Origin of the sequence: Streptomyces poriticola (assembly GCF_036689765.1) — a bacterium.
GTDB lineage: Bacteria > Actinomycetota > Actinomycetes > Streptomycetales > Streptomycetaceae > Streptomyces > Streptomyces poriticola.
Genome location: NZ_JBAGKH010000010.1, coordinates 57,855 through 82,523, shown reverse-complemented (window position 1 = coordinate 82,523; position 24,669 = coordinate 57,855). Strand labels below are relative to the sequence as shown.

Genomic DNA, 24,669 nt, shown 5'->3' with positions numbered 1-24,669 from the left:
GGCATGGCGGCCCCACGGACGGACGACGGCGCGGCGGAGAGCGAACGGAGCGAGCACGCACAGCGGGACGAGCGGGACGAGCAGGACGAGCGGGAGCACGACGGGGCGGGCCAGCGGGCGGACGCCTCGGGTACCGGTCCCGTCGGTGAGCGGAAGGTGACCGCCGTACGGCGGATGCGCGCACTCCGGGCCGCCGGATGCGCGGTGCTGCTGGCGGTGGCGCTCACCGCGGGGAGCATCGCCGCCGGAGGCGCACGGGACGGTGGCTCGGGGGCGGCGGGGGCCGGGGCCGACGACGGCAGTGCGGTCGGCGCACCGGCCGGGGCCGGTCTCCGCCTGGGCGTCGACCGGCTCCAGGCACATCTGCGCGACCAGCCGAAGGACTCCGGGGCGTGGGCCGCCCTGGGCCTCGCCCTCGTCGAGCGGGCCCGCACCGACGGCGACCCGTCGCGCTATCCGAAGGCCGAACAGGCGTTGAAGCGCTCCCTCGCCCTCGCCCCGGGCAACCACGAGGCGCTCGCCGGGCAGGCCGCGCTCGCCGCCGCCCGGCACGCGTTCGGCACCGCCCTGACCCGGGCGGACCAGGCGCTGCGGCAGAACCCGTACAGCGAACTCGCGCTCGCCGCCCGCATCGACGCCCTCGTGGAGCTCGGCCGCTACGACGAGGCGGCTCAGGCCGCGGACACCGCCGACCGGCGGCGGCCCGGCGTCCCGGTCTTCACGCGGTACGCCTACGTCCGCGAGCTGCGCGGCGACACGGACACCGCCCGCCGAGTGCTGGAGCAGGCGCTGGCCTCCGCGACCGCCCCGGCGGACGTGGCCTACGCCGCCACGCAGCTCGGCGATCTCGCCCGGTCCCAGGGGGAGTACGGCACGGCGCTGCGCCACTACGCCCGTGCGCTCGCCGCCGACGACGCGTATCCGCCCGCCCTGGAGGGCCGCGCCCGGGCCCGGGCGGCGAGCGGGGACCGGGCCGGCGCGGTCCGCGATCTGGAGCGGCTCGTCGCCCGGGCCCCGCTGCCCGGGCCGCTGGTGGCGCTGGGCGAGCTCTACGAGGCAGGGGGCGAGGAGACCGCGGCGCGGGAGCAGTACGCGCTGGTCGACGCCTGGACCGCGCTCGCCCGCGCGGGCGGAATGCGCGCCGATCTCGATACCGCGCTCGCCGCCGCCGACCACGGCGACGCCGCCGAGGCCCTGCGCGCCGCCCGCGCCGCGTGGGAGCGCCGGCGCACGGTACACACCGCGGACGCCCTCGCCTGGGCGCTGCACGTCAACGGCCGCTCCGAGCAGGCCCTGCCGTACGCCCGCCGCGCCCTGGCCACGGGCTACCGCAACGCCGCGTTCCTGTACCACCGGGGCATGATCGAGCGGGCCGTGGGCCGCGCGGAGGACGCCCGGCGCCATCTCACGGCTGCGCTCGAGCTGGACCCCGGGTTCTCCCCGCTGGGCGCCCGGGAGGCGCGGGCCGCACTGCAGGACCTGGGGGGTGACCGGTGAGCGCCCGTCGGCTGCTCGTCCGCGCCGCGGCCGTCCTGGCCGCCGCCGGTGCGCTCGCGCTGCTTCCCGCACCACCGGTGAGCGCGCACCCGCTCGGCAACTTCACCGTCAACCGCTACGACGGTCTCGTCGCCGCCCCGGGCGAACTGCGCGTCGCCCATGTCGAGGACCTCGCCGAGATCCCGGCCACCCAGGCCGGCGCGGACGTCGAACGGCTCGGCATCGACGGGTGGGCCCGGCAGCGGTGTGCGACGGCCGCGCGGGAGAGCGCGCTCACCGTGGACGGCCGCGAGGTGCCGCTGAAGGCACAGGACAGCCACGCGCACGTGCGGCCGGGGCAGGCCGGGCTCGACACCCTCCGCGTGGAGTGCACCCTCACCGCGCCGCTGCCCGGCTCCGGCCCGGCCGCCCTGGCGTTCCGCGCCTCCGGCGCCGCCGCGGGCCCCGGCTGGCGGGAGGTCACCGCACGCGGTGACCGGATGACGCTCACCGCGTCGGACGTTCCCGAGGCGTCCGTCTCGCGGGAACTGACCCGCTACCCGGAGGAGTTGCTGTCCACCCCGGCGGACACCGCCACCGCGGCCCTGCGGGTGCGGCCCGGCGGGCCGGCTCTCGGCGAGGAACGCCGGGACGCGCCCGCCGCCTCGGTCCTGCCGCGCGGCGCCGACCGCTTCACCCTGGCCCTGGACTCCCTGGTCGCCCGCCGCGACCTCACACTCGCCTTCGCGGCGCTCGCGCTCGGGATCGCGGTCGTGCTCGGAGCGATGCACGCGGTCGCGCCCGGCCACGGCAAGACGCTGATGGCGGCGACGGCAGCCGCCCGGGGCGGCCGGGCCCGGCTGCGGGACGTGCTCCCGCTGGCCGCCTCGGTGACGGTCACCCACACCCTGGGCGTGATCGCTCTCGGCCTGCTGGTCACGGCCGGGTCGGCCGCCGCTCCCTCGGTCGTGTCCTGGCTCGGCATCGCCAGCGGCGCGCTGGTGACCCTGGCGGGCGCGGCCCTGGTACGCCGGGCCCTGCGCAACCGGGGACACGCCCACGGCCACCATCACGGACACGGACACGGACACCGTCACGGCCACAGCCACGGGCACGAGGACGGGCACGAGCACACCCACGGGCACCGGGACGGACACGGGCACGAGGACGGTCACAGCCACGGGCACGAGGACGGTCACGGCAGCGAAGGCCACGGGCACGGCCACGGCCACGGGCACGAGCACACCCACCATCACCCCACCACCGCGCCCGGCCTCCGCGGCACGATCCTGCTCGGCTTCGCCGGGGGGCTGGTGCCCAGTCCGTCGGCCGTGGTGGTGCTGGTCGGCGCCGCCGCTCTGGGGCACGCCTGGTTCGGGCTGCTGCTCGTGGTGGCGTACGGCGCCGGGCTCGCCCTCACACTCACCGCTGCCGGGATCGCGGTGGTCCGGCTGGGCGGCGCGGCCGCGCGGCTGCTGGAGCGGGGTCCGCGCTGGGCCTCCGGCCCGCTGGCCGGCCGGCTGCGGCGTGCCGTGCCGCTGGGGTCGGCGTTCGTCGTGGTGGTCCTCGGGGCCGGATTGGTGTTCAGGGGGGCGGCATCCGCGCTGAGCTGAGCTACTTTGGGGAGATCGGGGGAGAAGTCGGGGGAAGAACCGCGCGAGACGACGTAGGGGGCGCCGGTGTTCGAGGAACCCGGTGGGGAACGAGTGATCGCCGGCCGCTACCGGCTGCTGTCCGCCCTGGGCGAGGGCGGCATGGGAACCGTGTGGCGGGCCCGCGACGAGGTGCTGCGCCGCGAGGTCGCCGTGAAGGAGGTGCGCGCTCCCGCCGGGCTCCCGGAGCCGGACGTGGAGCGGATGTACACCCGGCTGGAGCGCGAGGCGTGGGCCGCCGCGCGGGTCGCCCACCGGAACGTGGTCACGGTGTACGACGTGGCCACCGACGAGGGCCGGCCCTGGATCGTGATGGAGCTGGTCCGCGGGGTCTCGCTGGCGGATCTCCTGGAGGCCGAGGGCCCGCTGGCGGCTCGGCGCGCCGCGCAGATCGGCGCCGAGGTGCTCGCCGCGCTGCGGGCGGCGCACGCGGCGGGGGTGCTGCACCGGGACGTGAAACCGGCGAACGTGCTGCTCGCCAACGACGGCCGGGTGGTGCTGACCGACTTCGGGATCGCCGTGGTCGAGGGCAGCTCCGCGCTGACCATGACCGGGGAAGTGGTGGGCTCCCCGGAGTTCCTGGCCCCGGAGCGGGCGCTGGGGCGCACGCCGGGGCCCGAGTCGGACCTGTGGTCGCTGGGCGTGCTGCTGTACGCGGCGGTCGAGGGGGGCTCGCCGTTCCGGCAGGACACTCCGCTGAGCACGCTGCGCGCGATCGTGGACGAGGAGCTGCCGCCGCCGCGCCGGGCCGGTGCGCTGGCCCCGGTGATCGAGGGACTGCTGCGCAAGGATCCGGCCCAGCGGCTGCCGGCCGAGCGGGCGGAGCAGGAGCTGCGGGTCGTCGGAGCCGGGGGTACCCCCTCCGGGGAGGGCACACCGCGGGCGGACACGGCCGCGGGCGCCGCGTACTCGCCGACGGTCACGGCCCGCTCCGAGCACCCGGCGCCACCGGCGCCGGTCCCTGCGCCGGTGCCCGGACCGGCGCCCGGTCCCGTGACGGTCGGGGCGGCGGTGCGCGGGGACGGTGCGAGCGGGCGGGGCCGGCGGGCCACCGTGGTGCTGGTAGCCGGTCTGACCGTCCTCGTACTGGCTCTGGCCGGGCTGACGTACGGGCTGCTGAACCGGGACGACGGGGGCGGAGGTGCGGCCGGCCCGGGCGAGGGCCCGGCGACCGCGGAGGCGGGCTCGCCCTCGCCGAGCCGGTCCGAGCGGAGTGAGCAGCCGAGTCCGCCACCGAGCACCGGGGGCACCGAGGCGAAGCACCCGACGAGTTCGCCCCCGCCGCAGTCGGTGCACGTGACGGTGTCCGGTGTGCGCACGGAGTACTCGGGAGGCTGCCCGCCGCCCCATGCCGAGGCACCTGCTCTCACGGCGACGTTCACGGTGGCGCGGGTGCCGGCGGAGGTCGTCTACCGCTGGGTGGCGAAGGACGACGACGCGGTCGCCGATCCCGGGTGGCAGACGCTGAAGTTCCCGGCGGACGGCGGCCTCACCCGGCAGGACTCGGTGACCGTGACGACGTACGAGACGGACGGCACGGTCGCCGGCGAGATCGGTGTGGAGGTGCGGGATCCGGTGGAGGTCACCTCCGACTCGGTGCCGTTCTCGGTGACCTGCGAGAAGGAGACCCCGACGGACGGGGCCTCCTACGCCGCGCCTTCTGCTGCGGCCTCCCCCTGACCGGGGAGGGCGGAGTTCAGGCGGTGGTGTTCACGCGGTGCTGTCCAGGACCGGCAGATAGCCGCCCGACTGGCCGGCCGCGGTCGGGTGGTAGGACTCGCTGATGTTGAACCAGTTGACGCTGTGCAGCCAGGAGCTGCCGGAGCAGATCTCGTGGCCGGTGAAGGTGGGACGTACGTCGCCGAAGGTGAAGCCGTGGTCGGCGGCGCGCGCGGCGATCGCGGCGTTGAGGTAGTCGGAGGCGTCGTTGATCGCCTTCCGCTTGGTCTCGGACAGGCCGATACAGAAGGTGCCCAGCTTGTAGAAGCGGGGGTAGCCGAGGACGACGACGTGGGCGGCGGGCGCCCTGTCGCGGATCGCGGTGTACACGTTGTCGAGGTTGCCGGGGAGCGTGGAGTCGACGTACGCCCTCGCGGTGGCGATCCGCGAGAGGCAGGAACTGTCGGACTGGAGCACACAGGTCGTCATGACGTCGGCGAAACCGGCGTCGTTGCCGCCGATGCTGATGGACACCAGTCCGGTGGAGGTGCCGAGCGGGCCGAGCTGGCCGGCGACGACATCACCCGTTCGGGCGCCCGCGCAGGCGGTGAAGTGGAACGTCGAGGGTGAGTTGGCGGCGTCCCACAGGTAGGGGTAGGCGCGCGTGCTGCGCCTGCAGTCGCCGCTGGAGGAGATGTAGCTGCCCGCTCCGAGCCCGGAGGAGTAGGAGTCGCCGAGGGCCACATAGCCGTCGGCCGCGGCGGGTTGGGCGGCCTGGGCGGTCGCGGCCCCGGTGAGGGCGGCACCGGCGGCGAGCAGGATGGAACTCAGGAAGCCGACAAGTCGGGAACGTCTCATGGAACCTCCCTTTAGCAGGATCTCTGCCTCAACCGTCGTACCAGCTACGCGTGTTGACAGGAAGTGTCCATGTCAATAATTCCCTCGAATAGGCTCATCGATCGTTCAAAGTCAGACGAAATTCGATCGACACCCCGGGGCCGTCTTGACGCTCTCCCGTGGGCTGCGCCACATTGAGGCCCGGCATCCGGGGCTTCAGGGGGCAAAGCGGAACCGCCCGACGGCATCCCGCCGTAGGGCATCGCCCCTCACAACGAATGGATGCCGGGCAAACCAACAAAACGTGAGAGCTCGTTCCAGGTCTTGCCATTCGGGCTCAAGCGTCAATACCGTCATACATCACACCGCATCGGTCTGTCGGCACGCGATCCCAGGGGAGGGTTCAAGGACCGCGACGGACCGGGCGGAGCGCGGTAGGGGGGTGCCGTGCTCGGTGACCGCACCGGTGACCGAGCCGTGCCGCGCGCGGTCGGCTGCCGTTCTCGGGCGTCGACCAGACTTGCCAGCTCACCTGGCATGCCCGGAAATCCGTTCCGGCGTGCCTACGGGTGGGACAACCCCCCTTTCGAACCGGACACGATGCCGGACCGCCCTGGGGCGGGCGGTCCGCCGGACGAGAGGGACCAGACTCATGAGCTCAGTTCTCCAGCCGCCGGACACGGGTGAGGACCCGTCGGCCGGCGGCAGGTACCGGCCCGTCTCCTCACACCTGGCCATCGCGCCACCGGTGAGCGTGGTGATCCCGGCGATGAACGAGGCGGAGAACCTTCCGTACGTCTTCAAGACGCTGCCGGACTGGATACACGAGGTCGTCCTGGTGGACGGCAACTCCACGGACGACACGGTCGCCGTCGCCCGGGAGCTGTGGCCGCAGGTGAAGGTCGTCGAGCAGCGCGGCAAGGGCAAGGGGGACGCGCTGATCACCGGCTTCCAGGCATGCACCGGCGACATCATCGTGATGGTCGACGCGGACGGCTCGGCCGACGGCCAGGAGATCGTGTCGTATGTGTCCGCCCTGGTCTCCGGGGCCGACTTCGCCAAGGGCTCCCGCTTCGCCAACGGCGGCGGCACGGACGACATGACCTTCATCCGCAAGCTCGGCAACCGCGCCCTGTGCGCGGTCGTCAACCGCAAGTTCGGCGCCCGCTACACCGACCTGTGCTACGGCTACAACGCGTTCTGGCGGCACTGCCTGGACCAGATCGACCTCGACTGCACCGGCTTCGAGGTGGAGACCCTGATGAACATCCGGGTCGTCAAGGCCGGGCTCCGGGTGCAGGAGATCCCCAGCCACGAGTACCTGCGCATCCACGGCACCAGCAACCTGCGGGCCGTCCGGGACGGGCTGCGGGTGCTGAGAGTCATCCTCGGCGAGCGTTCCAACCGCCGTGCGCTGCGCGGCCGTACCCACTCGCCGGTGCTCGGCACGGTCCGGGGGAAGGTGTCTTGACCGGTCCCGACATCTCGGTCGTGGTCTGCGCGTACACCGAGGACCGCTGGGAGGACATCCTCGCGGCGGTCTCCTCGGTACGGGCGCAGTCCCGCCCGGCCCTGGAGACACTGCTGGTCGTCGACCACAACGAGGCGCTCCGGAACCGGCTGGCCGCGGAATTCGAGGAGCAGGCGACCGGAGAGGTGCGGGTGCTCGCCAACGCGGGCCCCCGCGGCCTGTCCGCGGGGCGCAACACCGGCATCGCGGCCGCGCGCGGCGAGGTCGTCGCCTTCCTCGACGACGACGCAGTGGCCGAACGCGACTGGCTGAAACACTTCGCCGAGGCCTACACCGACCCGCGGGTCATGGCGGTCGGCGGGCGTACGGTGCCGATCTGGGCGTCCGGGCGCCGGCCCGTTTGGTTCCCGGAGGAGTTCGACTGGGTGGTGGGCTGTACCTACCGAGGACTGCCGCCCGGGCGGGTCCGGGTCCGCAACGTCCTCGGCGGGAACGCCTCCTTCCGGCGCAGCGCCTTCGACGTCGCGGGCGGCTTCGCCACCGGCATCGGGCGCGACGGCGACAAGCGCCCCCTGGGCTGCGAGGAGACCGAGCTGTGCATCCGGCTCAGCCGGGCCCGGCCCGACGCCGTCCTGCTGATCGACGACCGCGCGGTCATCCACCACCGGGTGCCCGCGGCCCGCGAACACTTCGCCTACTTCCGTACCCGCACCTACGCCGAGGGCCTGTCGAAGGCGCTGGTGGCCCGGAGCGTCGGCGCGGACAAGGGGCTGGAGTCCGAACGCCGGTACACCACCCGCGTCCTGCCGGCCGGCGTGGCCCGCGGGCTGCGCGACGCCCTGCTCGCCCGCCCGGGCGGCGCGGGCCGGGCGGGCGCGATCGTCGCCGGGGTACTCACGGCGGCGAGCGGCTACGCCCTGGGCGCACTCCGCGCCGGACGGCACGGAGCACGGTTCACCGTGCCCCGGGTGGGCGGGAACGCGGGCGGCCCTCCCGTACCGCCGGCCGGCGGCCTCCGGGCGGACTCGCCCGCGCCTCCGGACGGCGGGGGCCGGGAGAACTCGCCCGCGCCCCCAGGCGGCAGGGGCCGGAACGGCTCATCCGAAGCACCGGACAACGGAGGAGGCCGGGGGAACCCACTCCTGCTACCGCACCCCGAGGGCCGGAACGGCTCGTCCGAAGCACCACGCAACCGAAACCCGGAGAACCCGCCCCCGCCCGGCCGAGGCCGGAACGGCTCGCCCGGAGCGCCGCACGGCGGAGGCCGGGGGAACTCGCCGGCGCCCCCGGACAGCCGGGCGCAAGGCTCGCCCGGAGCGGTGGCCGGCGGCGGCGCGGACCGAGGTCCCGAGCCCGGGGCCGAGAGCGCGCCGGAACACCGGGCCGTTGCGGAGAGGGAGGGCAACGCGCGCGACGCGGACGGCTCTTCCGGAGCGCCGGACCGGGAGCGGGCGGGCGCTGCGGCGCCGGTGCCCGGGGCCGGTGACGGCGCGGCCACCCGGTCGGCGGGGTCCGGCACGGGGCCGACGGGCAGCAGCCTGGCCGGCGACGCGGGCGACCCGGCCGGAGCACCCGCTCCCGGGCACCCGAACGTCGCCCCCGGACCAGGCTCCACGGGCGACGCGGGCGACGTCGGCCGGGCCTCGGCGGCGTCGGCCGCGGCGCGCCCCGCAGCGGGTGCCGGGACCGGCGCAGAAGGGGGCGCCGATGTCTGATGTGCCCGTGCCCGTCCTGATGTACCACGCCGTCGCGGCCGAGCCGAACGACGCCACCCGGGCGCTGTCGGTCACCCCGGAGGCGTTCGCGGAGCAGATGGCGGTGGTCGCGGACCGGGGCCTGACCCCCGTCCGCACCGCCGAACTGGCCGCCGCCTGGCGGTCGGGGCGGCCGTTGCCGGAGCGGCCGGTGCTGGTCACCTTCGACGACGGCTACGAGGGCGTGCACCGGCACGCCCTGCCCGTACTCGCCCGGTACGGCTTCCCGGCCACGGTGTTCGTCTCCACCGGCTGGCTGCGCGGCCCGTACGACACCGGGGGCGCCCTGGGCCCCATGCTCGACTGGGACCAGGTCCGCGACCTCGCCGCCGCGGGCGTCGAGATCGGCGGGCACAGCCACACCCACCCGCAGCTCGACCAACTCGGCGGCGCCCGGCTGCGGTTCGAGCTGATCCACTGCAGGGAGATCGTCACGGACCAGGTGGGCACCGCCCCCGCCTCGTTCGCCTACCCGTACGGCTACTCCGACCGCCGGGTGCGGGCGGCGGTGCGCGAGACCGGCTACGCCCAGGCGCTCGCCGTCGGCAACGAGCCGGCCCGGCGCCGCCAGGGACCGTACGCCCTGCGGCGCGTCACCGTGCGCCGCAGCACCGGCATCGACACGTTCGTGCGGCTGGTCGAGGGGCGCGCGATCGGCCGCACCTTCGCCCGGGACCGGGCCCTGACCAAGGGATACGCCGTGGTGCGCCGTGCGCGGCAGGCCGGCCGGCGGGTCCTGGACACCCGTGGCTGAGCCTCCAACCGGCAGGGACCACGCGCCGCGCGCGCCCGGGAAACCGGGTGCACGCGGCGCCCCCGTGCCGGATCATGGCGGCATGTCCGTGAACCCGCACGACGCCCTGCCGATCCGGCTCAACGTCGACGACAGCGACTCCCCCGCCGATGTCGTCGACGCGCTGTTCCTCGGCCGTTTCGCGACGGGCGAGCAGCCGTACTCGCACGCGGCCAACATCGACCGCGTACGGTCCGGCGCGACGCTGCTGCCGCCCGGCGCGCGCGTACTGCGCGCCGCCCGCGACGACGACCGCAGCGCCACGCTCGCCGAGGGCGACGGCTGGACCCTGCTGATCTCCCGCTGGAACCGCGGGGCCGACGTCACGGTCACCGCGACCAGCGCCGACCTCGCCGCGAAGGTCCTCGACCAGGCCACGGACGGCGCGGCCGACGAGCCCGAGCCGCAGCCGGAGAACGTCACCATGGGCTTCTGGTACGTCTCCCCGCGCCGCGGCCCGCACCGCACCACCCGGCAGATCTCGGCCGGCACCTGGGACGAGGTGCGCGCCAACTACACCGCGCCGGTCGCGGACGCCATGGACCGCCTGATGAAGACCACGCCCGAGGACATCGCCGGGCGGCTGCTCCTCCTGCACGGCCCGCCCGGCACCGGGAAGACCTCCGCGCTGCGCACCCTCGCCCGGTCCTGGCGGGACTGGTGCCAGGTCGACTGCGTCCTCGACCCCGAGCGGCTCTTCTCCGACGTCGGCTATCTGATGGACATCGCCATCGGCGAGGAGGACACCGCGGGCAAGGGCCGCTGGCGGCTGCTGCTCCTGGAGGACTGCGACGAGCTGATCCGGGGCGAGGCCAAGCACACGGCCGGCCAGGCGCTGTCCCGGCTGCTGAACCTCACCGACGGTCTGCTCGGCCAGGGCCGCAACGTACTGGTCGGAGTGACGACCAACGAGGACCTGGAGCGGCTGCACCCGGCCGTCGTCCGCCCCGGCCGCTGCCTGGCCCGCATCGAGGTCGGACCGCTGACCCGCGCCGAGGCGGTGGGCTGGCTGGGCGGCGAGGAGGGCGTGGGCCGCGAGGGAGCCACGCTGGCGGAGCTGTACGCACTGCGCCGGGGCACCTCGCCGACGGCGCTGCCGGAGCCGCGGGACGGCGCGGAGGCGGGGCTGTATCTGTAGGTGCTCTCCGGCTCGGTAGGTGTCCCGCATCGGTGTTTCGATGGAGGTATGGCCCTGTTCGTCGGGACGTCCGGCTGGCAGTACCGGGAGTGGCGGAACGCGCTGTACCCGCCCGGGCTGCCGGTGCGGCTGTGGCTGGAGCGGTACGCGGCCGGTTTCGCCACGGTCGAGATCAACAACGCTTTCTACCGGCTGCCGGAGCGGGACACCTTCGCGGCGTGGCGGGAGCGGGTGCCGCAGGACTTCGTGGTCGCGGTCAAGGGCAGCCGCTACCTCACCCACATCAGACGGCTGCGCGGCCCCGAGGAGCCGGTGCACCGCCTGATGAGCCACGCCGCCGGGCTGGGCGGTCGCCTCGGCCCGGTGCTGCTGCAGCTGCCGCCGACGCTGCGGGCCGACGCGGCGCTGCTGGACACGTGTCTGGGGTGCTTCCCGTCCGGCACCCGGATCGCGGTGGAGCCCCGGCACGACTCCTGGTGGACGCCCGAGGTGCGCGAGGTGCTGCGGTCCCGGGGCGCGGCGCTGTGCTGGGCGGATGTCCTGGCCCGGCCGGTCACACCGCTGTGGCGCACCGCCGACTGGGGGTACGTCCGCTTCCACGAGGGCCGGGCCGCGGACTGGCCGCGCTACGGCCGCCGGTCCCTGGAGACGTGGGTCGACCGGATCGCGACCACGTGGGACGACGGTCACGACGTGTACGCCTACTTCAACAACGACCCGAACGCGGCGGCGGTGTACGACGTCGAGGTCTTCGCACGGGCGGCGCGGCGGGCGGGGCTGACGGTGACCCGCACGCCCCGGTCGGCGGCCGGCGCCGCGCGGTCTACGGGCGGTACTGCGCCCGCAGGGCGTCCCCCACGGCCGTCAGCGCATCGTCCTCGGTGAGCCCGAGCCGCCAGACCCGCTCGGCGTACGCCTGTGCGGCCGTCGCCGCCTCCCGCTCGGCCGCCGAGCCCGCGGCGGCGACGAACGTGCCGTTGCGGCCCCGGGTCTCGATCACCCCGTCGGTCTCCAGGGCCCGGTAGGCCTTGGCCACCGTGTTGGCGGCGAGCCCGAGGGACTCGGCCAGGCCGCGCACGGTCGGCAGCCGGTGGCCCACCGGGAGGGCGCCCGAGCGCGCCTGCTCGGAGATCTGTGCGCGCACCTGCTCGTAGGGCGGGGCGCCGTCATCGATGTGGATCTTCAAGGTCACCCGGCGATTGTCCCGCACCCCCCGGAAAATCGGAGGCACCGCGGCCCGCGTCCCGCGTACGGTGCGGCCCCATGACAGTGATCGTGCGGGATCTGCGCACCGAGTCCCGAGCCGACCTGGAGGGCTTCGCCCGGGTTCGCCGGCTCGCCCTGCCCTTCATCCTGTACACCCCCGAGTCCTTGGTCCACGCCCTGACCCGGACACACCCCGACGCCCGCTTCCGCTCCCTGGTCGCGGAGGAGGAGGGCGAGGTGATCGGCACCGCACAGGTCAGCCTGGTCCACGACAGCCCGGAGCCCGGCCAGGGCCTTGTCAACGTGTACGTCCGGCCGGACCGCGTACGGCGCGGGGCGGGCGGGCTGCTGGTGCGCACCGCCGAGGAGTACCTGGCCGGGGAGGGTGCGGTGAAGCTGCTCTCGTGGGTGCTGGACGCGCCGGGGAACCGGCGGTTCGCCGAGGGACACGGGTACCGGAGCAGTCGCTCCGCCCACTTCCTCCGGCTGGATCTGTCCGGCGGCACGCTGCCGCCGCTGCCGGCCCCGCCGGCCGGTGTCGAGCTGCGCACGGCCGCCGACTTCGCGGCCGATCCGCGCCCGCTGTTCACCCTGGACGCGGAGACGTCGGCGGACGAACCGAGCGACGTGGACGTGGAGTTCACGGACTACGAGGCGTGGCTGGCGGCCACCTGGCGGCATCCGCTGCTGGACCGCGAGCTGACCACGGTGGCGGTGGTGGACGGCCGCCCCGCCGCGTTCACCGCGGCCTACACGGACGGCGACGGCCGCTACTCCACGGCCATGACCGGCACCGCGCGCGCTTTCCGCGGCCGGGGGCTGGCCAAGCTCGTCAAGAACGCCTCGCTGCACCGCGCCCGGGCCGCGGGGTGCACGGAGGCGTTCACCGGCAACGACACCGGGAACGGGCCGATGCTCGCGGTCAACGCCTGGCTCGGCTACGAGCTCTGCGCGACGGAGGTGCGCCATGTCCGCGAACTCGGCTGACCCGGCACGCCGGGTGGAGGTCGTCCTGGTCAAGGCGGGCCGGACGAAGATCCGCTACGACAGCACGCTGCTGTCCGACGACGGCACGCGGATCACGGTCCGTGCGGCCTGGGCCACCGGCACCGTCCGCGACTTCGGCTTCGTCCGCTTCGAGCCGGGCGACGTCTTCACCGAGTACTACTGGCGCGACCGCTGGTACGCGGTCAAGGAGGTCCGCTCCGCCGCGGGCACCCTGAAGGGGTGGTACTGCGACATCACCCGCCCCGCCGTGCTCACGGGCACCGAGCTGGTCGTGGAGGACCTCGACCTGGACCTGTGGCGCTCCGCGGACGGCCGGGACGTACGGCGCCTGGACGAGGACGAGTTCGCCACGAGCGGCCTGGCGGACCGCGACCCGGGGGCAGCCGCCGCGGCCGTCGCCGCCCTGGACGGCCTGGACCGTCTGGCCCGCACCGGCGCTTTCGTCGACAGTCTGCTCGGCCGGCGGCTGTCCGTGCGATACACGGCGGAGTCGGAGCATCACTGTCGGGCGTCATACGGTCCGGAGTGACAACCGCCACTGACAGGGAAGTGTCGATGGGGGACTCTCGGGAAAAGGGTCTACCTCCGTGGAGAACACGGAACCCGGTGGATTCCCGAGGAGGCAGCCATGCGCCGAGTGACCGTGCCGAAGCCCGTGAAGAAGAGCGACGCGCGCCGGCTCCGCGAGGAGGCGGACGAGCGGCCTGCCGGGCGGCCCGAGATCCGGCGGGACATCGCGCGCACCTGGTGGCCGGACGGCTGACCGGCGGCGCAGGCTCAGCACAGCGGCTTGCGGTAGTGGATGCGGTCGTAGCGTCCCTCCACGCGGCGCCCGACCGCCTCGTAGCCGTGCGTCGGGCAGATCTTCCGGTTCTCCCACATCATCGCGTGGGTGTGGAGCCCGACTTCGGGCAGCCCCAGCTCACGCGCGCGTGCCTCGACGAACCGCGGCAGCCGTCGCCCCACACCCCTGCCACGGGCGTCGGGGTGGACGGCGAAGCTGTCGAGGAACAGGTGGGCGGGCGCGTCCCGGGCGGCGGCCACGGCCTCGCTGACGACCAGGCCCACCACAAGGTCGCCGGTGACGAACACCCTGCCCGCCGCCACGTTCGCCGCGTGACCGGCCTCCATGGGCACCGGCACCACCCCGGTGCGCTCGACGTAGGGGTGTACGCGGCGTCGGTCACAGCCTTCACCGCCGGTACGTCGGCGTCGGTGGCCGGCCGGCTCTCCTCGTGCGTCATGCCCCGGACCGCAGCTACCTGAGCGCAGTCTGAGTACTCCCTTAAAGGGACCATAAGGATCTCCCTCACCCGTCTTCAGCAGGCGATTTCGCGGTCGGCGGGGGCTAGCTTGCTGAGCGCCCCCACGGGTTCCGGCCCGCACAGTCCAGTGACCGTCTCGAGGAGTTCCCCATGCCCGCACCCCGCAGGGTCGCCGCCGTCGCCGCCGCCGGTCTCGCGCCGCTCGCCCTGACGGCGCTGTCCGCCGCCCCGGCGTCCGCGCACGGCTCGATGGGCGACCCGGTCAGCCGGGTCGCCCAGTGCTATGCCGAGGGCCCGGAGAGCCCGCAGTCCGCCGCGTGCAGGGCGGCGGTCGCGGCCGGCGGCACCCAGGCGCTCTACGACTGGAACGGCATCCGCATCGGCAACGCGGCCGGGAAGCACCAGGAGTTGATCCCGGACGGCAAGCTGTGCAGTGCCAACGACGAGCAGTTCAAGGGCATGGACCTGGCCCGCGCCGACTGGCCGGCGACGAGCGTGAGCAGTGGTTCGCACACCTTCAAGTACCGTGTGACCGCGCCGCACAAGGGCACGTTCACGGTGTATCTCACCAAGCCCGGCTACGACCCGGCCGAGCCGCTGGGCTGGGGTGACCTGGATCTGGCGAACCCGGTGGCGACGGCCACCGACCCGGCGGCCTCGGGCGGCTTCTACACCTTCTCCGGCAGCCTCCCCGAGCGGTCCGGCAAGCACCTGCTGTACGCGGTCTGGCAGCGCTCGGACAGCCCCGAGGCGTTCTACTCCTGCTCGGACGTCACCTTCGGCGGGAGCAGCGGCAACGGTGGCAAGGGCGGCAGCGACGACGGCGGCAGCGGCCCGGCGCCCGCGCCCAGCGCGTCCGCGCCGTCCGAGGAGCAGATCGAGGCCGGCAACGACAGGTCGAGCATCGAGAACCACGGCCACGGCGACCACGACGCCACCACCACGACGGACCCGACCGCGGACCCGGCCGCAGAGCCGGCCACCGGCCCGGCCACGGACCCGGCCGCGGGTGCGGGTACGGCGACCGACGGCCCGGCCGCCGGCGGCAACGAGCCGAAGGCCGCCGGCGCCGGCCAGAACCTCGCCGAGACCGGCGGTGACGCCGGCACGCCGTACGTGGCGATCGGCGGCGCCGCCGCCCTGGCGCTCGGCGCGGCGGTGCTGTTCGCATCGGTGCGGCGGCGCGCGGTGAGCGGCGGCCGGCACGGGCGCTGACCGCGCCCCCACGGCTCGGGGCCTGTCCGGCGGCTCAGGCCGGACAGGCCCCGCGGCGTCGCTGCGGGGCGGCTCACCCGAAGACGGACGCGCAGGAGGTGCGCTTGGCGTTCCCGGGGTCGAGCGCACCCTCCACCGCGTGGAAGGCGATCCGGTCGAACAGCCCGATCGCCAGATGCTCGGACAGATCGACCGGGCACAGGTCCTGGAGCAGGATGTTGCGCACCCCGGGCCCGCTCAGGTACTGGCTCCGGTAGGGCGTGACCACCTGGTCGTACCTGGTGGCGATGACGGTGTAACGGACGCCGGGCACGGTGTCGCCGCCCTCGTTGAGCTTGGTGAGGAAGGCGGAGCCGGCGACCTGGTCGGCCAGGGCGGGGGTGTGCTCGTTGAGCAGGTCCTCGACGCCGGGGAAGTACGGGAGCAGCCGGGTGAGGCCGGACAGGGTGGTGCCGTGGTTGCTGGGAGCTATCCCGACCAGGGCGCCCACCTTGTCGGCTCCGCCGAGGAACTTCAGGTAGTAGCGGGGCATCATGCCGCCCTGCGAGTGCCCGACCAGGTCGGTCTCGTCGGCGCCGGTCGCGGCGAGCACCTTGTCGACGAAGGCCGAGAGCTGCTCCGCCGACTTGTCGACGGGGCCGAGGCCGTGGAAGAACGGGACACCGGGCAGCTGGCCGTAGTCGAGGGAGAAGACGCAGTAGCCACGGTTCTTGAGGTAGGGCGCGAGGCCCAGCCAGTTGTCGACGGAGTTGCCGAAGGTCCCGTGGACGAGGACCACGGGCCGGGGATGGGCGGCGGAGGGCTTGCAGTCGTAGTTGTTCCAGCCTCTGCTGGGGGCGGCGGTGGCGGCCTGGGCGGTGGCGGCGGGGATCAGGGCGACCGCGGCGGTCAGCAGCAGCGCGGTCAGGGCTCTGAACGCTCGTCTCCAGGGCAGCATCGTGTGATCTCCTTGCGGCTCAGGGGAGGTGCGACGGCTCTACGCCCTGTGATCCGGATCACGAGGATGCTGTTCACTCGTCAAGTTACGGGCGAGTAGTCCAAGTGTGAAGTTACGCGTCAGTAAAAACTTCCGGTAACAACCCGCGCGGGTTGTGCGTCGGGTGATAGAGGCTCACCAAGTCGGCCGGACCGGCCCGTCGGGCGCGATCCGCAGCAGGGACGCGCCGAGCGCGCGCACCTCGGCCTCACCCAGCACGTCCCCCCATGCGCCCACGGCCTCCGCCGCCGCCTCCTCGGCGGCCCGTGTGCAGGCCCTGCCCCGCTCGGTCAGCACGACCAGCCGGGCCCGCGCGTCACCGGGGTGCGCCCGGCGCTCGGCGTACCCCTTCCGCACCAGCTCGTCGACGAGCTGGCTGGCCGCCTGCTTGGTCACCCCGAGATGACCGGCGAGATCGGTGACGGTCGCACCGCCCGGCGCGAGCCGGACGAAGGCGAACCCGTGCGCGGGCCGCAGCCCCTCGAAGCCCCGGGCGACGACGCCCTCGTGAATGCGCTGCGTGAGCTCACCTGCGACGGCGAGCAGGGTGGCGGACAGGGCCATGGCTGCGGAGTTCTGCACGGAGGCATTGAAACACCCTCGACCCATCGGTCAGGCACCTTGACCATCAAGTAGCTTGACCATATGGTCAATTCACTTGACTATTCAGTCCTGCTGCCACCCACGAGAGGACCGCCATGCCCGTCGTCCGACCGTCCGACACCGTCACCCACGAGATCCACGGCGCCCGCTTCGTCTCGTACGCCGCTCCCCGCACCGGCAGCCGGGAGCTGGCCGCCTGGCGGGGAGAGATCCCTGCGGGGACCCGGGCGCCCGCCCACACCGTCGACCGGGAGGAGATCCTGCACCTGCTCGACGGCGAGCTGCTGATCACCCTCGACGGCCGTACCGAGCACATCACCGCGGGCGACACGGTGATCGTCGGCCGCGGCACGACCCTCGCCGTCGAGAACCCCGCCGACGGCACCGCCGTCACCTGGGTCACCACCTCCGTCGGCCTGCGGGCGGAGCTGGCCGACGGCACCCTGCTCGCTCCACCGTGGGCCAACTGAGGCCGGACCGCCGGCGGTGGTCAGTCGGCCAGGGCGGCCGGGCGTACCGCCTCCGGGCCGAAGCGCCGGCGGGCCCGGTCGGCGGCCGCCTCGGCGGCACGGGCACGGGTGTCGGCGGGGTCCAGGGAGAGCTGGCGGTAGGCGCCGCCGGCCGGACGCAGCCGTTCGGCACGGAGGGCGAAGGCACGGACTCTCGCCCGCTGCAGCCCGAGGCCGGTGAGCAGACCCACGGCCGCTGCCGCCAGGGCGGGTGAGTGACTGGTGGGCTCCGGCAGGGCGCGCGTACGCGTGGTGGTGCTGCGGTCGGCGTACCGCACGGTGAGGGTGAGCCGGCCGGTGATCTGGCGTTCGCCGCGCAGGCGTCCGCCGATCTGCTCGGCGAGCCCCAGGACCGCCCGGTGCTGCTGCGCCGGATCGAGGCAGTCCCGGTCCAGCACGAGGTCGGCCGTCAGCTGCGCGGCCGGTTCCGACGGGACGACGGGGCGGGGATCGTGGCCGCGGGCGCGCTCGGCCAGCAGCCGGGCGGGGCCCGCGCCGAGCAGCCGCTGCAGCGTTCCCGCGGGCAGGTCGGTGAGCTGCCCGATGGTGTGCAGACCGTACCGGCCGAGGATCTCCGCGGTCGCGCGGCCGATCCCGGGCAGCGCGGTGACCGGCCGGGGACACAGCCAGTCGGCCGCCCGTCCGGCGGGGACCCAGGTGGTCTCCCCCGGTGCGGACGCATCGGCCGCCATGGCCGCCAGCATGCGGTTGCCGGCGAGCCCGGCGCTGCTGTCGATCCCGTAGAGGGCCTTCAGGCGGAGCTTCGCCAACTGGACGACGTCGTAGGGGGACAGGTCGAAGTAGCGGAGCGCCGAGGTCACGTCGAGCTGGACGGCGTCGGGCGGGACGGCCTGCACATGGGGCGTGATTCCGGACATCAGTTCGATCACCTCGGCATACTGCTCCTCGGTCGGCGAGGCGTGCAGATGGAGATGGGCGATGTGCCGCTGGCGTGTGCTCATCCCGCGCTCCCCGGGCTGGTGTACCCGAACTTCTTCAGATCGGCCGAGCGGGTGCCGGCGGGCCGGAGGTCGGCGTACGGATGGAGGCGGGCGCCGGTGGTGCCGTCGGCCAGGGTGCGCCGCGGCTGGGCGGGGGTCGGGTGCGGGCGGCTCTCCCCGAGCAGGGCGAGGGCGGCCTCGGGACCGTTGTCGCGGCGGGCGGCGGCGATCTCGTCCAGGTCCCAGGCCATGGTGCCGACGACGGTACGGCGAGTGCCGCGCACCTGGACCGTGCCGCGCACCAGCAGCAGCCCGCTGTGGAAGACGGTGTGCGCGCAGGCCGGGTGGGAGTCCTCGAAGAAGGCCAGGTCGACCAGGCCGGAGCCGTCCTCCAGGGTGACGAAGATGATGCGCTTGCCGCTGGCGATCGGCGGGGTCTGGGTGGAGGCCCGCACCCCGGCGACGAGCACCTGCTGTCCGGCGCGCAGCCCGGCCAGATGCGCCGCGTCGGTCGCGCCGATCTCCCGCAGCAGCCGGTGGTGGTGCTCCATCAGATGCCTGGAGACGTCGATGCCGAGGGTGCCCAGCTCGGCGCTGAGGGCCTCGCGCCCGGTCATCTCCGGCAGCCCGCTCGGCTCCGCCCCACCGACGGCGCCCGTGTCGATGGGCAGTTGGCCGCTGCCCGCGGACCGGGCGCGGGCGGCCCGGTGGAGTTCGGCGATCTGCAGCAGCAGATCGCGGCGGGTGAGGCGGCCGTCGTGCAGGCGGTTCAGAGCGCCGATCTCGGCGAGGCGTTCGGCGACCGGTCTGCTGGGGTGGGCCCGCTGCCAGAAGTCCGACAGCGATCCGTACGGCTGCCCCGCCTCGATCCGTGCGCACTCGTCCTCTCTGATGCCGTGCACCGCGGACAGCGCGAGCCGCACCCCCCACTGCTCACCGTCGGCCTTCTCCACGGTGTGCTTCACCCGGGAGTGGTTGACGTCGACGGACAGCACGGGGACACCGCGCCGGCGGGCGTCGGCGACCAGGACGCGCTTGGGCCACATACCGGGGTCGTGTTCGAGCAGCCCGGCCAGCAGGAACGCGGGATAGTGCGCCTTGAGCCAGGCGCTCTGCAGGGCGGGCACGGCGAAGGCGACCGCGTGCGCACGGCAGAAGCCGTAGGCGCCGAAGGCCTCGACGGTCCGCCAGACCTCGTCCCGTACGGCCGCGCTGTACCCGCGCGCGCGTGCCGTGCGGTGGAACCAGTCCCTGATCTTCGGCAGCCGGGCCTGCTCACCGAGCGCCCGCCGGGCGATCTCCGCCAGCGCGTAGTCGCAGCCGGTCATCACCGACAGGGTCTCGATGATCTGCTCGTGCCAGATGGTCACGCCGTAGGTGTCGGCGAGCACCGGCTCCAGGTCCGGGTGGGCGTATCCCGGTGTGCCGCCGTGGCGTGCGGCGATGTAGCGCTCGGGCATGCCGCCGGCGACCGGGCCGGGGCGGAAGAGGCTGATGTCGGCGATGACGTCCTGCGGGTCGCGGGGCTGCAGCCGGGACAGCAGGTCCTGCTGTCCCGGCGACTCCAGCTGGAACAGGCCCAGGGTCTGGCTCTCCTGGATGAGCTTGAAGGCGAAGACGTCGTCGAGCGGCACCTGCCGGGGGTCGTCGAGGTCGATGCGGTCGCCGGTGGTCCGTTCGATCTCGGCGACGGCGTGGGCCATCGCGGACTGCATCCGGACGCCCAGGACGTCGAGCTTGATGTTGCCCAGGTCCTCGATCTCCTCCTTCGCGGCCATGGCCATGGGGTAGTCGCCCTGCGGGGTGGGCTGCACCGGCAACCGGTCCAGGAGGGTGGCATCGCTGACGACCACACCGCAGGGGTGCATGGCCATGCCGTGGACCAGGGAGTCGAGGCCCTCGGCGAGTTCCCACAGCGGTCCGTACCGGTGCGCCTCGGCCGCCAGCTGCCGCAGTTCGGGCAGTTCGGTGAGGGCGCCGGTGATGTCACAGGCGCGCAGGTGCGGGAAGCTCTTGGCGATCCGGTCGACGTCCGCGGGTGCGATGCCGAGGGCGAGTCCGGTGTCACGCAGGGCCCGGCGGGCCCGGTAGGTCTCGGGCATCGCGGTGACCGCCACCCGCTCCCTGCCGAACCGGTCGAAGATCGTGTCGTAGCACTCCAGGCGCCGGGCGGACTCCACGTCGATGTCGATGTCCGGCAGGGACGCCCGGCGCACGCTCAGGAAGCGTTCGAACAGCAGGCGGTGTTCGAGCGGGTTGGCGGTGGCGATGCCCAGCGCATGGCAGACGAGCGACCCGGCGCCGGAGCCACGGGCCGCGACCCGGATGCCCTTGGCCCGGATGTCGGCCACGACCTGGCCGACGGCGAGGAAGTACGAGTCGTAGCGCAGGGTGGAGATCACCTCGAGCTCTTCGTCCAGCCGGTCGCGCGCCTGCCGGTCCCGGTCGAGACCGCGCCGGGCCAGGCCGTCCTCGCACTGCCGGCGCAGCAGCCGCGCGGCTCCGCCCTCGGTGGGCTCGGCGCCGAAGAGCTCCGGTTCGGGGAAGTGCGGGGTGCCCAGTCCGAGGTCCGCCGCGGGATCGACGGTGCATGCGGCCGCCGTGGCGGTGGTGTCCGCGAGCAGGCGGCGGGCCCGCCGGTCGTCGGCTCCGGCGCACTCGGCGACCAGCCGCGCGACGGCCGTCATCGCCCGCTCGTCCTTGAGCCAGCGCTGTCCGCTGTCCAGGCGGCGCCGGTCGATCGGTCGCAGCAGCCGTGCGGCGTCCAGGACGTCGGCGAGGCGGTGCTGGTCGGGGTCGGCGTAGCGGACGGCGTTGGTGAGCACCGCGGTGGTACGTGTGCGGTCGGCCAGGGCCAGCGTCCGGGCGGCCAGCCGAAGTGATCCGGGTTCTATGCCGAAACGTTTCTGCGCAACGGCCTCCAGCCGGACCCCCCTTCCGAAGATCCGGTGCCACGGCGCCAGCAGCCGCACCGCGACGTCCTCCCTGCCCGCCGCCAGTGCCCGGACCGGCTCCGAGAGCGGACCGAGCAGCACCGTCAGCCCGGGGCCGCCGTGTTCGCGCAGCGCCTCCCACGGCACCACCGGCGGCGTACCGGACCCGGCACCGGCATGGGCGGCCGAGGTGATGCGGCACAACCGCGCCCATCCCTCGCGGTTCTGCGCGAGCAGCACGAACCGCAGCGGCGGCTCGACGACATGCGCACCGCCGCGTGCCGGAGTACGGCGCCGCCGGCCGGGCGGCGGGGGCGCAAGGGCCTCCACCGCCAGGTCGACACCGAGGACCGGCCGGACCCCGGCGGCGGCACACGCCCGTACGAACCGGACGGTCCCGGTGACCGTGTCCCGGTCGGTGAGCGCGAGGGCCGGCATGCCCCGCCCGGCCGCCCGCCGGACGAACTGCTCGGGATGGGATGCGCCGTAGCGGGCGGAGTAACCGGACGCGACGTGCAGATGGGCGAAGCCCGTCATGCCGCACCTCCATCACTCCACCCCTTTTCAGCCAGACGCCCGATATGTTCATCGTACTCTCGTTCGAATACTCTAACGTCATCGACGCCGGTCAGCGACCAAATTCGAACACGAAAGCGATTCGGAGAGTGAGGCGGCGAGTGGCCGGAAACCTATGCCGACGACCACCGCGCGTACGCCATCCGTTCGGCCCTGTCCCGCCTGCGTAAGCGTCCTCGGACCTCGAACGTGAGGGACATGACACAGACCGCCGGCGCCGGCACCCCGCCCAGCCCCCGTGGCCCCGGTGACCCGCACGGCTTCCTCGCCGAGGTGAAGGACGCCGTCACCCCGCGGGCCACCCTGCTCGTGCTCGGTGTGATCGCGCTCCAGCTGCTGTTCATCGCCTCCTACGTCGGAGCCCTGCACGAGCCGGAACCCAAGGACATCCCCTTCGGGGTGGTCGCGCCCCCGGCCGCGGCCGGACAGGCGGTGAACCGGCTGGAACAGCTGCCCGGTTCGCCGCTGGATCCGCGTACGGTGGCCGACGAGGCGACCGCACGGCAGCAGATCCTGGACCGGGAGACCGACGGCGCCCTGATCCTGGATCCGGGCGGCAGCAGGGACACCCTTCTGGTCGCCTCCGGCGGCGGCACCGCCCTGGCCACCACCCTGGAGAACCTCGTCACCCGGCTGGAGCGGGCCGAGGGCCGCACCCTGCGCACCGTCGACGTGGCGCCCGCATCGCCGCAGGACTTCAACGCGCTGTCGTCCTTCTACGTCGTCATCGGCTGGTGCGTCGGCGGCTATCTGTGCGCCTCGATCCTGGCGATCAGCACCGGCGCCCGGCCCGCCAACCCGCGCCGCGCGGCGATCCGACTGCTGGTGATGGCACTGGTGGCGGTGGCCGGCGGCCTCGGCGGCGCGGTGATCGCCGGGCCGGTCCTGGGCGCCCTGCCCGGCAGCGTGGCGGCGCTGTGGGGGCTCGGCGCCCTGGTCACCTTCGCCGTCGGCGCGGCCACGCTCGCCCTCCAGGGCCTCTTCGGGATCATCGGGATCGGGCTGGCGATCCTGCTCGTGGTGATCGCGGGCAACCCGAGCGCGGGCGGCGCGTTCCCGCTGCCGATGCTGCCGCCGTTCTGGAAGGCGATCGGCCCGGCGCTGCCGCCGGGCGCGGGCACCTGGGCGGCGCGCTCGATCGCCTACTTCCGGGGCAACGGCATCACCGGCTCCCTGCTGGTGCTGTCCGCGTGGGCGGCGGCCGGCGTCGTGATCACCATGCTGGCGGCGCGGCTGCGCCACGGGCACTCCGCCCAGGAGCCGGCCGCACCGGCTCCGTGACGCCACGGACATGGGGAAGTCCCGCCCCTTGCGCGCGGGGCGGGACTTCGCCGAGACGTCGGCGGGGCTTCCGCGGGGCCTGCCCGCGGTCCCGGCTCAGCCGATCTGTGTTCCGGTGACCGACAGCGCCTCCGTCACCGGCTGGAAGAAGGTCTCCCCGCCCGAGGTGCAGTCGCCGCTGCCGCCGGAGGTGAGGCCGACCGCGTCGCTGCCGGAGAACAGCGAGCCGCCGCTGTCGCCGGGCTCGGCGCAGACGTCGGTCTGGATCAGGCCGTGCACGATGTCGCCGTTGCCGTAGTTCACGGTGGCGTCGAGACCGGTGACCGTGCCGGAGTGCACCCGGGTGGTGGAACCGCTGCGGGTCACCCCCATCCCCACGGTGGCCTCGACGGCGCCCGAGATGGCCTGCGTGGAGCCGTTGTAGAGGTTGACCTCGCTCGGGTGGTCCACGTCGGCGGTGTACTTCACCAGGCCGTAGTCGTCGCCCGGGAAGCTGGAGGCCTCGTTCACGCCGATGACGTTGCCGGAGGAGTCCGACCAGGTGGAGATCCCCTCGGTGCAGTGACCGGCGGTCAGGAAGTACGGCTCGCCGCCCTTGACCACGTTGAAGCCGAGCGAGCAGCGCCCGCCGTCGCCGGTGATGGCGTCGCCGCCCGCGGCGAAGGGCCGGTACTCGCCCTCGGTGCGCTTGAGTTCGGCCGTGCCGCCGAGCCCCTCGACCACCTCGGTCAGCCTGGCCCACTCGGCCTCGGAGACCGTGCGGTCGGCGGTGACGACCACCTTGTTGGTGGTCGGGTCGGTGACCCAGGCGGTGCCCGGGATGGTCGCGTCCTGCTGGAGGGCGGTGCGCGCGCTCCTCAGCTCGGCGAGCGAGTTCTCCACGACGCGGGCCTCGGCTCCCGCCTCCTCGACGGCCTGTGCGGCGGCGTCGTCGAGGACGTTGACCACGAGGCTCCCGGCCTCGGCGTCGTAGTAGCTGCCCGCCGTGTCGGTGCCGAGGTCGGCGGCGAGCGTGGAGGCGAGCTTTCCGGCCGCCGTGACGGACAGGGTCCGGGGCGTGTCGGCGGCCGGTGTCTCACTGGCGTTCGCACTCTGGAAGGTGACTCCCGCGGCGACCAGTGCGGCGATGCCCGCACCTGCCACGGCCGCACGCCTCCTGGATATGCGTCGGTGCTTCAACTCACGTCCTCCTGTGGGGGGTCGGTCCGGGAGGTTGTGGGGACCTCTGGGACCGGAAGGCTGGTTGACGGGCGCCAACTCTTCCGAACTCCACAGGGCGCGCACAAGGTCGACTTCAGGACGTGCGCACGACAATTCCAGTGCGCCCACACGGCCTTCACCATTCCCGTGGGGCCGGGCGGGTTCGCGCTGCAAAC

General features: G+C 74.1%; 20 protein-coding genes and 2 pseudogenes. 14 read left to right on the top strand and 8 right to left on the bottom strand.

The genetic code is table 11. From position 1 onward, the window contains the following. Positions 1–3 precede the first annotated feature (3 nt). The 3 genes from V5O46_RS16410 to V5O46_RS16400 all read left to right on the top strand — a co-directional run bounded on the left by V5O46_RS16410 (position 4) and on the right by V5O46_RS16400 (position 4,808). Positions 4–1,497 carry a tetratricopeptide repeat protein gene (locus tag V5O46_RS16410; RefSeq protein ID WP_332885346.1) on the top strand — a complete coding sequence of 498 codons (1,494 nt, stop codon included), beginning with the start codon at positions 4–6 and terminating at the stop codon, positions 1,495–1,497. Then, positions 1,494–3,089, top strand: coding sequence for a HoxN/HupN/NixA family nickel/cobalt transporter (locus V5O46_RS16405; RefSeq protein WP_332885345.1), 1,596 nt, complete (start codon positions 1,494–1,496; stop codon positions 3,087–3,089). Before V5O46_RS16410 ends, V5O46_RS16405 begins: the two co-directional genes overlap by 4 nt. Before the next feature lie 66 nt (positions 3,090–3,155). Then, on the top strand, positions 3,156–4,808 hold the full coding sequence (locus V5O46_RS16400; RefSeq protein WP_332885344.1) for a serine/threonine-protein kinase: 1,653 nt from the start codon (positions 3,156–3,158) through the stop codon (positions 4,806–4,808). Positions 4,809–4,838: 30 nt separating this feature from the next. Here V5O46_RS16400 and V5O46_RS16395 read toward each other — a convergent pair whose 3' ends face one another. Continuing rightward, positions 4,839–5,645 (bottom strand): SGNH/GDSL hydrolase family protein, encoded by an 807-nt coding sequence (locus tag V5O46_RS16395; protein ID WP_332885343.1) that lies wholly within the window; start codon positions 5,643–5,645, stop codon positions 4,839–4,841. Positions 5,646–6,276: 631 nt separating this feature from the next. Here V5O46_RS16395 and V5O46_RS16390 point away from each other — a divergent pair. From V5O46_RS16390 to V5O46_RS16370, 5 genes and pseudogenes are all read left to right on the top strand, one after another. Then, positions 6,277–7,095, top strand: a complete 819-nt coding sequence (locus V5O46_RS16390; protein WP_332885342.1) for a glycosyltransferase family 2 protein — start codon at positions 6,277–6,279, stop codon at positions 7,093–7,095. Further along, positions 7,092–8,072: pseudogene (locus V5O46_RS16385) on the top strand (glycosyltransferase family 2 protein); the annotation flags it as partial. The gene V5O46_RS16390 and the pseudogene V5O46_RS16385, both read left to right, overlap by 4 nt. Before the next feature lie 730 nt (positions 8,073–8,802). Next, a complete protein-coding gene (locus tag V5O46_RS16380) occupies positions 8,803–9,603 on the top strand; it encodes a polysaccharide deacetylase family protein (RefSeq protein ID WP_332885341.1) in 801 nt (266 codons plus the stop codon). 82 nt (positions 9,604–9,685) lie between these two features. Next, positions 9,686–10,780 carry a DUF5925 domain-containing protein gene (locus V5O46_RS16375; RefSeq protein ID WP_332885340.1) on the top strand — a complete coding sequence of 365 codons (1,095 nt, stop codon included), beginning with the start codon at positions 9,686–9,688 and terminating at the stop codon, positions 10,778–10,780. A 48-nt stretch (positions 10,781–10,828) separates the two neighbouring features. Further along, on the top strand, positions 10,829–11,665 hold the full coding sequence (locus V5O46_RS16370) for a DUF72 domain-containing protein (protein ID WP_332885339.1): 837 nt from the start codon (positions 10,829–10,831) through the stop codon (positions 11,663–11,665). On the opposite strand, the gene V5O46_RS16365 is transcribed toward V5O46_RS16370, so the two are convergent. Beyond that, on the bottom strand, positions 11,604–11,972 hold the full coding sequence (locus V5O46_RS16365) for a GntR family transcriptional regulator (RefSeq protein WP_332885338.1): 369 nt from the start codon (positions 11,970–11,972) through the stop codon (positions 11,604–11,606). The two genes, V5O46_RS16370 and V5O46_RS16365, sit on opposite strands and share 62 nt — an antisense overlap. Before the next feature lie 71 nt (positions 11,973–12,043). Between V5O46_RS16365 and V5O46_RS16360 the strand changes: the two genes are divergently transcribed. The 3 genes from V5O46_RS16360 to V5O46_RS16350 all read left to right on the top strand — a co-directional run bounded on the left by V5O46_RS16360 (position 12,044) and on the right by V5O46_RS16350 (position 13,757). After that, complete coding sequence (locus tag V5O46_RS16360) at positions 12,044–12,973, top strand: GNAT family N-acetyltransferase (protein ID WP_332885337.1); 930 nt, start codon at positions 12,044–12,046, stop codon at positions 12,971–12,973. After that, on the top strand, positions 12,954–13,523 hold the full coding sequence (locus V5O46_RS16355; RefSeq protein WP_332885336.1) for a DUF402 domain-containing protein: 570 nt from the start codon (positions 12,954–12,956) through the stop codon (positions 13,521–13,523). The genes V5O46_RS16360 and V5O46_RS16355 overlap by 20 nt, the downstream gene beginning before the upstream one ends. Positions 13,524–13,622: 99 nt before the next feature. Continuing rightward, a complete protein-coding gene (locus tag V5O46_RS16350) occupies positions 13,623–13,757 on the top strand; it encodes a hypothetical protein (protein ID WP_332885335.1) in 135 nt (44 codons plus the stop codon). A gap of 14 nt (positions 13,758–13,771) precedes the next feature. Here the strand turns inward: V5O46_RS16350 and V5O46_RS16345 are convergent. Then, positions 13,772–14,238 (bottom strand): annotated as a pseudogene (locus V5O46_RS16345) (GNAT family N-acetyltransferase). A 171-nt stretch (positions 14,239–14,409) separates the two neighbouring features. Between V5O46_RS16345 and V5O46_RS16340 the strand changes: the two are divergent. After that, positions 14,410–15,474, top strand: coding sequence for a lytic polysaccharide monooxygenase auxiliary activity family 9 protein (locus tag V5O46_RS16340; protein WP_332885334.1), 1,065 nt, complete (start codon positions 14,410–14,412; stop codon positions 15,472–15,474). 73 nt (positions 15,475–15,547) lie between these two features. Here V5O46_RS16340 and V5O46_RS16335 read toward each other — a convergent pair whose 3' ends face one another. Both V5O46_RS16335 and V5O46_RS16330 read right to left on the bottom strand, forming a co-directional pair. Beyond that, positions 15,548–16,411, bottom strand: a complete 864-nt coding sequence (locus V5O46_RS16335; RefSeq protein ID WP_332885333.1) for an esterase/lipase family protein — start codon at positions 16,409–16,411, stop codon at positions 15,548–15,550. 174 nt (positions 16,412–16,585) lie between these two features. After that, positions 16,586–17,032: a MarR family winged helix-turn-helix transcriptional regulator gene (locus tag V5O46_RS16330; RefSeq protein ID WP_332885332.1), complete on the bottom strand. Its 447-nt coding sequence runs from the start codon at positions 17,030–17,032 to the stop codon at positions 16,586–16,588. 116 nt (positions 17,033–17,148) lie between these two features. Here V5O46_RS16330 and V5O46_RS16325 point away from each other — a divergent pair, with 116 nt between their 5' ends. Further along, complete coding sequence (locus V5O46_RS16325; protein ID WP_332885331.1) at positions 17,149–17,523, top strand: cupin domain-containing protein; 375 nt, start codon at positions 17,149–17,151, stop codon at positions 17,521–17,523. A 20-nt stretch (positions 17,524–17,543) separates the two neighbouring features. On the opposite strand, the gene V5O46_RS16320 is transcribed toward V5O46_RS16325, so the two are convergent. Both V5O46_RS16320 and V5O46_RS16315 read right to left on the bottom strand, forming a co-directional pair. Further along, positions 17,544–18,524 (bottom strand): DNA polymerase Y family protein, encoded by a 981-nt coding sequence (locus tag V5O46_RS16320; RefSeq protein ID WP_332885330.1) that lies wholly within the window; start codon positions 18,522–18,524, stop codon positions 17,544–17,546. Next, positions 18,521–21,973, bottom strand: a complete 3,453-nt coding sequence (locus tag V5O46_RS16315) for a DNA polymerase III subunit alpha (RefSeq protein ID WP_332885329.1) — start codon at positions 21,971–21,973, stop codon at positions 18,521–18,523. Before V5O46_RS16315 ends, V5O46_RS16320 begins: the two co-directional genes overlap by 4 nt. Positions 21,974–22,210: 237 nt before the next feature. Here V5O46_RS16315 and V5O46_RS16310 point away from each other — a divergent pair, with 237 nt between their 5' ends. Continuing rightward, the gene (locus tag V5O46_RS16310) at positions 22,211–23,293 is read left to right on the top strand and encodes a DUF3533 domain-containing protein (protein ID WP_332885328.1); all 1,083 of its coding nucleotides are present in this window, start codon (positions 22,211–22,213) and stop codon (positions 23,291–23,293) included. Between the two features lie 96 nt (positions 23,294–23,389). On the opposite strand, the gene V5O46_RS16305 is transcribed toward V5O46_RS16310, so the two are convergent. Continuing rightward, positions 23,390–24,472 (bottom strand): S1 family peptidase, encoded by a 1,083-nt coding sequence (locus V5O46_RS16305; protein WP_408649004.1) that lies wholly within the window; start codon positions 24,470–24,472, stop codon positions 23,390–23,392. Positions 24,473–24,669: the final 197 nt, after the last annotated feature.